The organism is Burkholderia sp. AU33545, from assembly GCF_020419685.1.
Taxonomy (GTDB): domain Bacteria; phylum Pseudomonadota; class Gammaproteobacteria; order Burkholderiales; family Burkholderiaceae; genus Burkholderia; species Burkholderia diffusa.
Map to the genome: position 1 here is coordinate 416,738 of NZ_JAIZRQ010000008.1, position 13,820 is coordinate 430,557.

The 13,820-nt window shown below is 62.8% G+C and carries 14 protein-coding genes; 9 read left to right on the forward strand and 5 right to left on the reverse strand.

Translation table 11 applies throughout. The features are described 5' to 3' along the window. Positions 1-8: 8 nt before the first annotated feature. Together LGM71_RS27080 and LGM71_RS27085 are read left to right on the forward strand one after the other, a co-directional pair. The gene (locus tag LGM71_RS27080) at positions 9-674 is read left to right on the forward strand and encodes a response regulator (protein WP_226117494.1); all 666 of its coding nucleotides are present in this window, start codon (positions 9-11) and stop codon (positions 672-674) included. After that, positions 671-2,059 (forward strand): ATP-binding protein, encoded by a 1,389-nt coding sequence (locus LGM71_RS27085; RefSeq protein ID WP_226117496.1) that lies wholly within the window; start codon positions 671-673, stop codon positions 2,057-2,059. The genes LGM71_RS27080 and LGM71_RS27085 overlap by 4 nt, the downstream gene beginning before the upstream one ends. A 117-nt stretch (positions 2,060-2,176) precedes the next feature. Here LGM71_RS27085 and LGM71_RS33470 read toward each other — a convergent pair whose 3' ends face one another. Further along, positions 2,177-2,431 carry a hypothetical protein gene (locus LGM71_RS33470; RefSeq protein ID WP_413226916.1) on the reverse strand — a complete coding sequence of 85 codons (255 nt, stop codon included), beginning with the start codon at positions 2,429-2,431 and terminating at the stop codon, positions 2,177-2,179. A gap of 331 nt (positions 2,432-2,762) precedes the next feature. Here LGM71_RS33470 and LGM71_RS27095 point away from each other — a divergent pair, with 331 nt between their 5' ends. After that, entirely contained in the window at positions 2,763-3,110 is a 348-nt protein-coding gene (locus tag LGM71_RS27095; RefSeq protein WP_059602793.1) for a carboxymuconolactone decarboxylase family protein, read from the forward strand. 41 nt (positions 3,111-3,151) lie between these two features. Beyond that, positions 3,152-4,105 (forward strand): cation diffusion facilitator family transporter, encoded by a 954-nt coding sequence (locus LGM71_RS27100; RefSeq protein WP_226117499.1) that lies wholly within the window; start codon positions 3,152-3,154, stop codon positions 4,103-4,105. 67 nt (positions 4,106-4,172) lie between these two features. On the opposite strand, the gene LGM71_RS27105 is transcribed toward LGM71_RS27100, so the two are convergent. Together LGM71_RS27105 and LGM71_RS27110 are read right to left on the reverse strand one after the other, a co-directional pair. Continuing rightward, positions 4,173-4,790, reverse strand: a complete 618-nt coding sequence (locus LGM71_RS27105; RefSeq protein WP_124625174.1) for a hypothetical protein — start codon at positions 4,788-4,790, stop codon at positions 4,173-4,175. Further along, positions 4,784-5,020 (reverse strand): hypothetical protein, encoded by a 237-nt coding sequence (locus LGM71_RS27110; RefSeq protein ID WP_151048670.1) that lies wholly within the window; start codon positions 5,018-5,020, stop codon positions 4,784-4,786. The genes LGM71_RS27105 and LGM71_RS27110 overlap by 7 nt, the downstream gene beginning before the upstream one ends. Between LGM71_RS27110 and LGM71_RS27115 the strand changes: the two genes are divergently transcribed. Beyond that, positions 5,019-7,310: a heavy metal translocating P-type ATPase gene (locus LGM71_RS27115; protein ID WP_226117500.1), complete on the forward strand. Its 2,292-nt coding sequence runs from the start codon at positions 5,019-5,021 to the stop codon at positions 7,308-7,310. The genes LGM71_RS27110 and LGM71_RS27115 overlap by 2 nt on opposite strands. Positions 7,311-7,322: 12 nt before the next feature. Here the strand turns inward: LGM71_RS27115 and LGM71_RS27120 are convergent, their stop codons facing one another. Next, a complete protein-coding gene (locus LGM71_RS27120; RefSeq protein WP_124901659.1) occupies positions 7,323-8,273 on the reverse strand; it encodes a universal stress protein in 951 nt (316 codons plus the stop codon). Between the two features lie 224 nt (positions 8,274-8,497). Here LGM71_RS27120 and LGM71_RS33220 point away from each other — a divergent pair, with 224 nt between their 5' ends. The 3 genes from LGM71_RS33220 to LGM71_RS27130 all read left to right on the forward strand — a co-directional run bounded on the left by LGM71_RS33220 (position 8,498) and on the right by LGM71_RS27130 (position 9,856). Continuing rightward, positions 8,498-8,626 carry a hypothetical protein gene (locus LGM71_RS33220; RefSeq protein ID WP_260436491.1) on the forward strand — a complete coding sequence of 43 codons (129 nt, stop codon included), beginning with the start codon at positions 8,498-8,500 and terminating at the stop codon, positions 8,624-8,626. A 12-nt stretch (positions 8,627-8,638) separates the two neighbouring features. After that, positions 8,639-9,016, forward strand: coding sequence for a hypothetical protein (locus tag LGM71_RS27125; protein WP_226117501.1), 378 nt, complete (start codon positions 8,639-8,641; stop codon positions 9,014-9,016). A 261-nt stretch (positions 9,017-9,277) separates the two neighbouring features. Further along, a complete protein-coding gene (locus tag LGM71_RS27130) occupies positions 9,278-9,856 on the forward strand; it encodes a recombinase family protein (RefSeq protein WP_124901661.1) in 579 nt (192 codons plus the stop codon). A gap of 109 nt (positions 9,857-9,965) precedes the next feature. On the opposite strand, the gene LGM71_RS27135 is transcribed toward LGM71_RS27130, so the two are convergent. Next, entirely contained in the window at positions 9,966-10,517 is a 552-nt protein-coding gene (locus LGM71_RS27135) for a recombinase family protein (protein WP_174907725.1), read from the reverse strand. Between the two features lie 845 nt (positions 10,518-11,362). On the opposite strand from LGM71_RS27135, the gene LGM71_RS27140 reads away from it, so the two are divergent. Then, positions 11,363-13,820 (forward strand): ESPR-type extended signal peptide-containing protein (locus LGM71_RS27140; protein WP_264160611.1); only part of this gene is annotated, 2,458 nt, incomplete at its 3' end.

Here is a 13,820-nt window from a genome sequence, read left to right on the forward strand (position 1 = left end):
GCTCGATCGTGCGCATCCTGCTCGTGGAAGACGACGTCCTGCTCGGCGACGGGATCCGCGCCGGATTACGCCAGCAAGGGTTCCAGGTCGACTGGGTGCGTGACGGCGACGCGGCCCAGCGCGAGCTGCGTGCGCATGTTCATGCCGCGACGGTCCTCGATCTCGGCTTGCCGCTCGTGGACGGCATGGATGTCCTGCAGCGCATTCGCCGCGACGGCATGGCGTCGCCGATCCTGGTCCTGACCGCACGCGATGCCGTGCCCGACCGCATCAAGGCGCTCGACGCGGGCGCCGACGACTACGTGATCAAGCCCGTGGACCTGTACGAGCTCGGTGCGCGCCTGCGAGCGCTGGTCCGGCGGTCCCACGGTCGGCCGACCGAGCGGCTCCACGCGCAGGACGTCGAGCTGGAACCCGCGTCGCGAACCGCGTGCCGCGCCGGCGTGCCGGTCGCGCTGTCCACGCGAGAGTTCGACCTGCTGCACATCCTGATGCTGAATGCCGGCCGGGTTCTGTCGCGCGAGCAGATCGAGCAGTATCTGTACAGCTGGGGGCAGGAGGTGGAGAGCAATGCCGTCGAGGTCCACATACATCGCCTGCGCGCCAAGCTCGGCAGCGAGCTGATCCGAACGGTGCGCGGCGTGGGTTACGTGCTGATGCGGGGCGACGCATGAAAACCCTGCTGCCCGCGCGTTCGTTGCATGGCCGGTTGCTGACGCTCGTGCCGGCCGTGGTTCTCGGTGTCTGGCTATCGACGCTGATGCTGACCTGGCTGGATGCGCAGCGCGAGATCGACCGGTTGCTCGATGGCCATCTCGCGCAGGCGGCGGCACTGCTCGTCGCGCAGCAGGCGCGCGGGCCGGATGACGACGACAATGCGATCGACGCGCCGATCCTTCATCCGTACGGCCCGCGTGTGGCCTTTCAGGTGTTTCATGACGGGCGGCTCGGCCTGCATTCCGAAAACGCACCGGCGAAGCCGATGGTGGCGCCCGAGCTGACCGGACGCGATCGGGCTTCCGGATTCTGGACCGTCGTGATCGACGGGAATGCGTGGCGGGTATTCGTCGTGCACGGCGTGCGCAGCGACGTTCAGGTGTTCGTGGGCGAGCGAATCGATTCACGCGAATCGATCCTGCGCGCCGTCATGCGCAGTGCATTCTGGCCGATGGCGGCCGCGTTGCCGTTGCTGGTGCTCGCCATCGGCTGGGCGGTTCGCCGCGGCACGGCGCCGCTGCGCGATTTCGGCCGAGTGCTGGCGCGGCGCAATCCGCAGGCGCTCGATCCGATTCGGCCGGATCGGACACCGCTCGAGATGCGGTCGATGCTGGATGCGCTGAACCGGCTGTTCGAACGGATTCGCACCGTCATGGACGCGGAGCGCCGATTCACTGCCGATGCGGCTCACGAGTTGCGCACGCCGATCGCGGCCGTCAAGGCACAGGCGCAGGTCGCCATGGCGGAGCCCGATGACGAGCGACGCCGGCATGCGCTGCGAGGCGTGCTCGAAGGGTGCGATCGGGCCGCGCGCCTGGTGGATCAGCTTCTGTTGCTTTCGCGTCTCGATGCGGGCGCACTGACGGACCGTGCACCGGTCGACGTGTCGGCCCTGGCGAAACGGGTGGTCGCGGAGGCTGCGCCACGGTCGATCGGAAAACGGCAGCGGCTGGAACTCGATGCGCCATCGCCATGCGTCGTCGGCGGCAACGAACCATTGCTCGAGTCGATGGTGCGCAACCTGGTCGACAACGCGATTGGCTACAGCCCGCCACAGGCGCGCATATCCGTTTCGGTTTGCCGACGGGAAGGGCACACCGTGCTACGGGTCGAAGACGGCGGCCCGGGTATCGGCGACGACGACCTGCACAGGCTCGGCGAACGGTTCTTTCGGCCACAAGGAGCCCGGCCGGGCGGGAGTGGCCTCGGCTGGTCGATCGTACGGCGAATCGCAGCCGCGCATGACGCGGACATCGAGGTGGGTCGATCGCCCGCGCTCGGCGGCCTGCGCGTGGTCGTCTCGTGGCCGGTTGCCGATGCAACGGACGCGGCCACGCACTAGTCGACCATGTACATCTACGATCAGACCGCACGCGTTCGAGGCGTCGCCGCAGGCTACGCGAGCACCCGATCGCGACCGACACGGCGTGCCCGTCGCCGCGCACGCCGTGCCACGCGATCACTGGCCGGCGGCGCCGCTTGCAGGGCCGCCAGGCTGGCCGTGCATGTAGCCCGGCCCCATGCCCGTGCCCATGCCCATGCCTTGCCCCCGATGCATACCCCACATGGGCGGAGCATCGGGCAGCTTGATGCCGCGCGCCTTTGCGCGCTTCTGCATCTCGGCGTGATGCTCCGCGCGGATTTTCTCGCGCTCGGCGTCCGATGTCGCGGCGAGCATCCGGGTACGGTATGCGTTGCGTTCGGCGGGCGTCATCAGCCGACTGCCGTACATCATGCCGCCCGGCTCGACGGTGGAATCGCTGGCGGGCTGGCGCGGCTGGGCATTGGCCAGACCGGCCGTCATCGCGACCGCGACGCCGATCAGGCACGAAACGGTGAACCTGTTCACTGCGGACATGACGCTCTCCAAATCGTTTGCATGGTTTCAACCGTACGCAAAGATGACGATCGAACCTTTGCCTCAGGTCAAGCCCCCCGGAATGCCGGCGATCATGCTGTTGTCAAACGTGCGGCGCATCATTCGGCGTCACGGCGACGAAGCGTGGTGCGCGCACTCGATTCCTGTCATGTCGGAGCTGCCAGCCATGTCGAATTCATTGCACTATCGTGAAAGAACCGCGGAAGTCGCCGAGCAGATGCGCAAGCTTCGGCAGTCGCAGCCGGACCTCATGTCCGCCTTCGGCGCGCTGGGCGCGGCCGGTACCAAAGAGGGCGCGCTGACGAAGAAGACCCGCGAGCTGATCGCGTTAGGCATCGCGATCTCGTGCCGCTGCGACGACTGCATCGGTTTCCACATGCAATCGCTGATCAAGCTGAAAGCGACGCGCGAGGAAATCGAGGCGGTCGCCGGTGTCGCCGTCTACATGGGCGGCGGCCCGTCGATGATGTACGCGGCACATGCGTTGATCGCGTTCGACGAGCTTTCGACGTGACGTGCGGCCTTGCTCAACCCTGGAAAGTGACCTGAATCGTGATGTCAAGAAATCCCGACGTTGTTTCGGAAACCGTCGCTGAAGCGACGCCCGCGATGGCCGCCGCGGCCACGCGAAGCACCTGGGTGAGCGTGGCGGTCAACCTCGCGCTGAGCATCGCGCAAGTGGTAATCGGCATCCTGTCCCGATCGCAAGGTCTCGTAGCGGACGGGATTCACTCATTGTCCGATCTGATCGCGGATTTCGTCGTGCTGCTGGCCAGTCACCATAGCCGCAAGCCCGTCGACGAAAAGCATCCTTACGGCCATCAGCGCTTCGAAACCGGCGCGTCGCTGGCACTTGCCGCAATCCTGCTGCTGGTGGGGGGCGGGATGCTCTGGTCCGCCATCCAGAAGCTCGAGCATCCGGAAGCGATCGCGCGCGTCCACGTCGCGGCGCTCTGGGTCGCGCTCGCCGCGCTCGCCGCGAAGGAAAGCCTGTTCCGTTACATGTTCGCGGTCGCCACGCGAGTGAAGTCGAGCATGCTCGTCGCCAACGCATGGCACGCGCGTTCGGATGCCGCATCGTCGCTGGTCGTCGCTTGCGGCATCGTCGGCAACCTGCTCGGTTATCCGCTGCTCGATCCCGTCGCCGCGCTGATCGTCGGCGGGATGATCGTGAAAATGGGCGCCACGTTCGGCTGGGACGCCTTGCACGACCTGATGGATCGGGCGGCCGACGCCGAAGACGTGCAGGCGATCCGCGCGACGCTGCGCGCGACGCCGGGCGTGCTCGACGTGCACGACCTGCGCACGCGAAAGACCGGCGACCTGATCCTCGTCGACGTGCATCTCGACATCGACGCCGATCTCACGGTTGCGCAAGGGCACGACATCGCGGTGGACGCGCGTGCTCGCGTGATGAAGCATCACCGCGTCCTGAACGTGATGACCCACGTCGATCCGCGCAAGCGGGAACGCATCGCTGAAACCGCGTCCGGGATGCGCGGCCGGTAAGCGGCACCGGTCAGCCGGTCAGCCGGTCAGCCGGTGCGGCCGATCGGCACGGCGTGCATGCCGGGTGTCATTCCGCGCCGCGCGGAGGATGGCCGCGCCGGAACGTCAACCGGCGTTCCTTGAGAAGCGCGCGCCAATTGAGCTTCATCAACGCGAAGACGACGCCGAGCAACGCCAGTTGCGTGACGATGAAGTATCCGCCGAGATAAGTGCCTTCGAGCCCGGACTCCACGTCCAGCCGGGTCGACGCAAGGCGGCCGAGGTGCGCCCAGATCGCATAGGTCGCGGCGCGACCGACGAAGAACGCCGCGGCAATGATCCTGAGCGGCAATCCGGAAAGGCCGTATGCGATGAACAGATAGTTCGACGGAAGCGGGCTCAGGGCATAGAAGAAGAACGCACCGGCGGTGAGCGTCCTGTGCTTGCGCAGCCAGTGCGTGGCGACGTCGATGTTCTCGCGATCCGATTGCCGCATCCAGCGGGCGCGCACGAGCGATCTTGCGAAGGTCGCCAGGATGACGCGGCCAGTCGTCGCCGCGCCGGCCGCCACGATGGCAAAGATCAGCGGATTGCCTTCGGGCAGGTTGAACCCGACCCACGACATCGCCATCCACGTGGGCGGGGCGAACGCCGGCATGAGATTCAGCAGAAGAATCAGCAGAAACAGTACCGCCAGCGTCAGCACGATATCGCCTCCAGGCGCTTCAGTGTCACGCTTCGATTGTGCTGACGAAAGGCGCCGCCCGCTTGACTCACGTCAAGCATCGCGCCGTGCCGGTCGTTCGCGTGACGCGCTTCGCCGTGACTCAGGTCAACGGTCGAACCGCGGCATTTCCTAGACTGATGCCACGCCGTGAGCAACCGGAACCGGATGCGGCGAACCCCGCCGTGCACGGCAATCGGAAGAATGGTCATGTCCCGAATCCGCTGGTCGATCGATCTCGCTTTGCTGGTCCTCGCAGCGACTACGCTCGCCGCAGGGGGCATGTGCGTGGCGTTCGGTCTGCTTTCACTCGCGTGGGGCGTCTGGCTGGTGGGTACGGTGCCGGTCTTGCTCGCGTTGACCGTTTCGCTTGCAAAGGCCGTGGCGAAACGGCAGGCCGGTATCGACGTGCTCGCATGGCTGGCGATCGGCCTGGCAATCGCGCTGGACGAGACGCTGACCGCCGCGGTCATCGCATTGATGCTGGCCAGCGGCCGGACGCTGGAGCGGTATGCGCAAGACCGCGCGCAACGCGAGATGACCGCGCTGCTCGGCCGTGCCCCCCGGCAGGCGACCCGGTTCGAGAACGGTGAATGGCGTTCCGTTGCGCCGGAAACCATCGTTCCCGGTGACAGGCTGCTCGTGCGTAGCGGCGAATGCGCGCCGGTCGACGGCACGTTGACCGACGACGCGGAACTGGACGAGTCCATGCTGACGGGCGAGTCGTCCACCCAGCGGCGACGTTCCGGCGAAACCGCATGCAGCGGCGTGGTGAACGCAGGCGCGCCGTTTGAAATGGTCGCCCGCACCACGGCAGGCGACAGCACGTTTGCGGGCATCGTCCGCATGGTCGAGCGCGCACAACACGAGCGCGGTCCGGCCGTGCGTCTCGCGGATCGCTACGCGGCATTCTTCGTGCTCGCCTCGCTGCTCGTCGCCGGCATCGCGTGGCTGCTGACCGGCGACGTCACACGCGCGCTCGCCGTGCTCGTCGTCGCCACGCCTTGTCCGTTGATCCTCGCCGTGCCGGTTGCCATCGTGTCCGGCATGTCGCGTTGTTCGAAACGCGGCATCCTGGTCAAGGGCGGGGGTGCGCTCGAACGTCTCGCGCAAGCGACGATTCTGTTCTTCGACAAGACCGGGACGCTGACGGGAGGGCGGGCACGCATCGTTGCGATCGAATGCGGCACGAACGTCGGCGCGGGCGATGTGCTGCGTTTCGCGGCGTCATTGGCACAGGCTTCGGGGCACGTCATTTCGGATGCGCTGACGGTCGCCGCGCGGGAACGCCGGATCAATCTGTCGCCGCCATCGGTCGTCATGGAAACGGCGGGCGAGGGCGTCACAGGCCGGGTCGACAACCGGACCGTCGCGATCGGCAAGTTCGGATACGTCGCCGCCTCTTCAACGGTCGCCCCCTGGAGCGACGCGTTCCTCAAGCGGGTCGGCAACGAGGGCGGGGCTGCCGTGTTCGTCGGGGTCGATGGTGTCATGATCGGTGCGATTCAGATGGCCGACCAGGTGCGGCTGGAAACGCCGCGGGCATTGCGGCTGTTGAAACGGGAAGGCGTCGAACGCCTCGTCATGCTGACCGGCGACCGGCGAGACATTGCCCAGGCCGTCGGCGAGTTGCTGGGTGTTACCGACGTGCGTGCCGAGCAGACGCCGACGGACAAGCTTGCCGCGATTCAGGCCGCGCGCAAGGAAGGCGTGACGATCATGGTCGGCGACGGCGTGAACGACGCGCCGGCGCTCGCGGCCGCCGACGTCGGTATCGCGATGGGTGCGCGGGGGGCGGCCGCGTCATCCGAAGCCGCCGACGTGGTACTGCTGGTGGATCGGCTGGATCGACTCGTGGATGCGATACGTATCGCACGACGGTCGCGCCGAATCGCACTCGAGAGCGTGGTGGCCGGCATGTCGCTGTCGGTCGTCGCAATGACGATTGCGGCGGCCGGATTCCTTCAGCCGATTGCCGGTGCGGTCATTCAGGAAGTCATCGACGTCGTCGTCATCATCAATGCGTTACGCGTGCTGCTGGTTCGCCCGAGGCCAACCGACGCCCGACTTGCCGATGTCGACGTCGAGCAACTCAAGCGCGAGCACACGGCATTGTCACCGTTGCTGGACCAGATCAGGGATCTCGCGGATCGTATGCCGCAACTATCCGGGGCAGCCATCGCCAGTGAGCTTGTCCACGTGATCGACTCGCTGGACGAACGGCTGCTGCCGCACGAACGCGCCGAGGATCGGGACGTCTACGCGCGACTCGCCCCGCTTCTCGGTGGCGAGGACCCGCTGGCGGCGATGAGCGGCGCACACCGGGAGATCTTCAAGATGGTCCGATCGCTCAGGCAGATGGTCGCGGACCTGCCGCGAGACGGAACGAACGCCCTGCAGGTGCAGGCGATACAGCGCTTGTTGTACGGGCTGGAAGCGATCGTACGCCTGCATTGCGCTCAGGAGGAGGAACTGTTCCACGCCGTCGGAGCGGATGCGTGACCCTGAAACGCGTCACGCATGCGGCGCACTCACCAGAAGAACCGGCGTTTTCGTGATGCGCGCAACGCGTCCGGCCACGCTGCCGACGAGCCAGCCCGTGACGCCGCGCCGCCCATGGGTGCCCATGACGATCATGTCCGCGCTCCATTCGATGGCGTCGTTCACGATCAGGTGAGGCACGTCCGCGCCGGTGCGATCCGTTTGAATCAGTTGAGACTGCGCGTGCGCGGGTGTGCCATCGAGCAGGGCCATGGCTTTTTGCAGTGCACGATTGCCTTCGCTGACCAACGCGGCTTCCAGCGTCTCGACGGGGACGAAATCACCCAGCGAGGTGGGGCGATCGAGCACGTGTATCGCCCGGAATTCGGTCTCGGGACGCGAGAATTTCAACCCCGTTTGCAATGCGTGGAGCGCAATCGGGCTTCCGTCGACAGCGAACAGCATCCGCCGCGGCAGGTGCTCGGCGACCGACGCAAAACCTTCCGGAACGATGAGCAGCGGGCAACCAACGAGCTTGCCGAGCGGGCCGGAAACCGTTCCCTCGATCCATCCGAGCAGCCCATGATGCTGACGTGTGCCGACGATCATGAGTTCGGCCTGCCAGGCTTGTGCACTTTCGGCCAGCGCATGCACGACATCCCCGCCGTGCGTGGACAAGTCGATGACTTCCGTGTCGATCGAGATGTCGTCGCGCGAAATGGCGCTTTGGGCACGCGACAGCGCGTCGGATGCATCTCGCAACAATTCGTCGCGGGCCGATTCGAGAAATGCCGTGGCTTTCGACCCGAGCGGGACGAGCGTTCGCGGATTTTCCGCAACGCTGACGATATGCACCGCGGCATTCGACGGGAGGAACGCTTTGGCATACGCGAGGGCATGTGTGGATGCGGTGGAACCGTCGACGGCGATCAATACCCGCTGGGAGGCGGAGACTGCCTGGACGGGTGAAGTGCTGGTGTTCATGAACGTCTCCCGGTGACAACCGACGGTCTTGTACACGGCAATTTTTCGCGCGAGAGCCGTCTACCGGCTTGACCTTCGTCAAGCACGTTCGTCTTCGCAGTGCCGGGCGAAATGGCGGCTCGATTGCGTCGAGTGCATGGCCGCTGCCACGTTGACATGAGTCAACCGGGGCGGCGGCTTCAGGCAGCAGCATTGAAACGACGCCGCGTTGTTCGGGAAAGGCCTTGAGCCTGCGCAACCGTAAAGCGTGTCGCTACCTGACTGGAGAAATGATCATGCGAAAGCTGGCAATGTTGATCGTGCTTGCGCAGGTGCTGTTCGCCGCAACGACGGGCGTGGCTGCCGCTGATTAGTCGGTGCGGAGCGTGACGACGCACGGCCTGACCGTTCGTTTCGGCATCGTGCCGGCAGAAAAGGCGCCACGCGCGCCGGAAGAGGGGGGCGTTCCAGGAGATACGAAGGCCCAGGCCAGCTATCATTTCGTGGTTGCACTGCTTGACGCCCGGACCGGCCCGCGCATCGATGATGCCATGATCCTTGCCAGGATGACCTCACCGGCATCCAAGGCACGGCCGAAGGTTCAAATCAAGCGTTCGCCGGCATTCACGGTCAACGGCATGGTGACGTACGGCAACTACTTCGACATGCCATGGGCGGGGCGGTATCGCATCGATCTTTCGGTCAGACGCCGCGACGGTGCCGACACGGTTCATGTTCGACTGAATTATGAGCACCGTCTCTGAGTCGTCGTATGACCGGTGGTTGTGTGGAGTCGCCACGCAATGAAGGGGCGGGTAAAAATACTATTCCAGGTGATCACGATGCGATGCGTATTCGATGAATACACGCCCGCCCGGAAATTGAACCTGCACGACCTGGCGCTCGTCTGATCAACAAATCGTGAGGTATTCCAATGAGGATTGGTCGACCGCGTTCCGCCCCCGCAAGGGTATTCGATGTCAAGGATCCGTGGAATGTCGTCTGTCTATTGATAAGGCATCTGAATGTCTAAACTTGGCTACGCTCGCGTATCGACCGAAGAACAATCGCTGGACTTGCAACTCATTGCACTACGGAAGGCAGGTTGCAGTCGGATCTTTACCGACCACGGCGTGTCCGGGATGCACCACGAGCGTCCTGGCCTGCACGAACTCATTTCGGCTGCGAAGTCGGGAGATACCATCGTTGTCTGGCGCCTCGATCGACTTGGTCGCTCACTAAAACATCTTATTCAAATCCTTTCGGATTTGCGAGAGCGTGGCATTCATTTCGCTTCACTTAATGAAGCAATTGATACGGGAACGCCGACAGGTACGTTCATTTTCCACATGTTGGCTGCACTTGCCGAATTTGAGCGATCGCTTATCAGCGAACGCACCAAGGCCGGAATGGCGGTCGCGAGAACTCATGGGAGTCACTTGGGACGACCGAGAATACTGAACGCTCAACAGATCAAGATTGCGCGTGAGCTTGAGAAAACATTCACAGCAAAGGAAACGGCTCGCCTTCTTTCGGTCGACAAACGGACGCTCGAGAGAGCGCTCCAAAGAGATTCGAATGATACGCACGCCGACACGAAATAATTTTACTGAATATTAATTCATAAAACACCCACTCCCGGATAAGCGCAACATATGGATTAACAAAAACCCAAAGGCGCTATCGGTTGACGTTTCGCCAATGCGAATATATTTATCGTTCTTCGAGTTTTATTCGTGACAGGGTTCTGGGGTGAACCCCGAAATGACGCGCAACGTCAGCAATCGGATGGCACTCCAGCATAATCATGGCTTCTTTCCTTTGCTCCTGACTAAGCGCTGGTTTTCGTCCTATCTGGATTCCGCGGCTGCGGGCGGCGTTCATTCCGGCACGCGTTCGCTCGCTGATCAAGCTTCTTTCGAATTGCGCGAGTGCGCCCATTACGTGAAAAACAAGAACACCGCCTGCCGAATTCGTATTGATTGATTCGGTAATCGAGTGAAGATGAACGTCACGTTTCTCAAGAGTGGCTACCAGATCGATTAATTTCCCCAGCGATCGCCCTAGACGATCCAGTCTCCAGACTACCAGCGTGTCGCCGGCATTCATCCGTACCAGAACAGCATCGAGTCCAGGGCGCGAGAAATCTGCCCCTGAGATGCCCCGATCGGTAAATATATAGTGACATCCCGCCTTTTTGAGTGCATCAATTTGCAGGCTGAGATTTTGCTCTTCCGTAGATACGCGTGCATATCCGATGTTCATGATCTTTAATCCAGAGACGTCAAGAATCACCTTTATGTGCAGACTACCCAAATTCATTTGAGTAATTATCAAACTGCACGATGAGTGAAAGCAATGGTCGTACATATTCTCCTCGCGCCCCGTCAGATCATAAGTAGATTTACGTCACACCCCGCATAATTGCTAAGAATTGTAAAATCGCGCGTACTTTTTACGTATTCTACTGGACAAAACGGTTCCATTTTGTCGTTGTGTCCCTTTAAATGTCTCTTCCTTGCCTGGCGGGCGTCTAGCCCAATAGCCCTACCCACAGCAATAGCTTTGCGCAAGGGAACCTTTTTTGTATCGTGAAGTAAAAGTGTCGGACCTACGGGCGGGCGTTTGATGTGTCGCCTTGCACCCTCGAACATATGCAGGCCGAACGCAACTCGGGTGCGCGCGAAAATACGAAAGAGCTTTGTCATATGAGATGCCTTGTCGCACGTATGGGCTGGGATTCAACAGGTACGCAGACAAAGCAAATAGCACCGATGTGCCACGACCAATGGGTGTTTCTGGCAAAGAAAGAGTCAAGGTCCAGGCCAGGCTTGTTCATGTGAGGAAGCTGCCGGTGTGAGATTTCGCAACGCTCCAGGAAATGTGTGCAACCGAGGTTGGAGTTGCGGAAAAGTGATGTCGCGTAGCCGGTTTTGAGAAAAATTTATTAACATTAGTTAATAAAATCAACAGAAAATAATGCTCAATTATTTATTGTGCGGCTGATTTATTGGTTGTCCGAAATATAAAATTTAAATAAATTAATCAAATCCAAATAAGTCATCTGGAATCGGGTTCTCCGATTATTACCTCTTGAACAACTGGCTACTATGAATCGCACCTATCGGAATATCTGGAACGAAGCTCTTGGCGCCTGGGTCGCGGTATCCGAACACGATTCGGCACGGGGGAAGGGCAAGCGCTCGCCATCGGTTAAGCTGCTTGTCAGCTTGTTGTTAGCCGGCGCCGCACAGGCCAGCTACGCAGGCATTTATACGTTCAGCGGGGGAAATGGAGGGGGCAGTTGCGGCTTTGCCGGTGGAGGAACGGGCCCCGACGGCACGCGAACGTATAGCGCCGGAACTGCCCCCCTCGATGGAAGTGGTGGATGGTCGTCGGTTGCTGGCTGTAACGCGAACGGCAACAACTTGAACGGCGTCACCTTGTACGGGTCGTTTACTACCGCCACCGGAAGCGGTGCGGCCGCGTTCGGCATGGGTGCGAGTGCCGGCAATTTGGCGACGGCACTGGGGCTCCAGGCGACTGCCTCGGGCACCGCTGCCTTGGCTGTAGGTTATAACGCTACTGCTTCTGCAGGGTACGGGGTGGCGATTGGCTCCAGCGCCGTGTCGCCAGTGACCGCCTCGGGGTCTGGCTCAATTGCGATCGGTGGCAGTACCGTCACCAAGGGCGCCGTGGCGTCGGGAGGCAACGCAGTGGCCCTTGGGGGCGACGCTGTTGCCTCAGCGATCGATACGCTCGCGATTGGCGCGGGCGCCACATCGTCCGGTAGCTACGCGACTTCGTTTGGCACCGCTGCAAATGCTACCGGAGTTGGCGCCACAGCATTGGGCAGTAACGGGACAAGTGGCTCCGTGGCTGCTGCGACCGACTCGGTTGCGATTGCCGGGCAATCCAAAGTGGCTGCTACGGCCACCTCGGGTATTGCGATCGGACGAGGCGCGACCGTGAGTGGCGCGTTTGGCATCGCACAGGGCGATGGCATCATTTCCGGCGCAACAGGGCAGAACGTTGCCATTGGTTCCAGCGGCACCACAGCCAATAGCTCGACGGCGACCGGCGGTGCAGTTGCCATCGGCCGCGGCCAGACGGCGACGGGCAATGGTGCGGTCGCGATCGGCGACCCGAATACGGCGATCGGTACAGGTGCGGTCGCGCTCGGTGCGAACGATTCGTCGAACGGCCAAGGCGCCGTCGCGATCGGCAATGCCAATTCCGCGACAGGTCAAGGCTCGGTCGCTCTGGGCAACAGCAGCACGGCCACTTCGGCCGGAGGCGTCGCGATCGGCGATACCGCGGTCTCCAGCGCCACCAACGCGCAGGCGTTCGGTGCCGGTGCCAACGCGAACGTGGCGGGCTCGGTCGCGCTTGGTTCCGGCGCTGTCACGACCGGCACCGCGAACACGGCCACCGGTGGCACGGGTAGCGTCAGCAGCACGACGATCGGCAGCCAGACGTTCGGCACCTACGCCGGCGCGAACGCCGCCGCCGGTGTGGTCAGCGTCGGCGCGGCCGGGGCCGAGCGGCGCATCCAGAACGTCGCCGCCGGCCTGATCAGCGCGACCAGCACCGACGCGATCAACGGCAGCCAGCTTTTCGCTGTTGCCAGCACAACGACGTCGAGCATTACTAGCCTGTCGACTGGTCTCAGCTCGACCAACAGTTCGGTGGCTTCGCTGTCGACCTCCACGTCGACCGGCCTCTCGTCCGCTAATAGCTCGATCAGCTCGCTGTCCACGTCGACTTCGACCGGCATCAACTCGCTGTCCACGGGCCTCAGCTCGACCGACAGCTCGGTCGCTTCGCTGTCGACCTCGACGTCAACCGGCCTCTCGTCGGCAACTAGCTCGATCAGCTCGTTGTCCACGGGCCTCAGCTCGACCAACAGCTCGGTGACGTCGCTGTCGACCTCCACGTCGACCGGCCTCTCGTCGGCTAATAGCTCGATCAGCTCGCTGTCAACGTCGACTTCGACGGGCATCAACTCGCTCTCCACGGGCCTCAGCTCGACCGACAGCTCGGTGACGTCGCTGTCGACCTCCACGTCGACTGGCCTCTCGTCCGCCAATAGCTCGATCAGCTCGCTGTCCACGTCGACTTCGACGGGCATCAACTCGCTGTCCACGGGCCTGAGCTCGACCGACAGCTCGGTGGCTTCGCTCTCGACCTCCACGTCGACGGGCCTCTCGTCGGCAACTAGCTCGATTTCGTCGCTCTCGACGTCGACCTCGACCGGCATCAGCTCGCTGTCGACCGGCCTCAGCTCGACCGACAGCTCGGTGGCTTCGCTGTCGACCTCCACGTCGACGGGTCTCTCGTCGGCAACCAGCTCGATCTCGTCGCTGTCCACGTCGACTTCGACCGGCATCAGCTCGTTGTCGACCGGCCTCTCGTCCGCTAATAGCTCGATCAGCTCGCTGTCCACGTCGACTTCGACGGGCATCAACTCGCTCTCCACGGGCCTGAGCTCGACCAACAGCTCGGTGACGTCGCTGTCGACCTCCACGTCGACTGGTCTCTCGTCGGCAACTAGCTCGATCAGTTCGC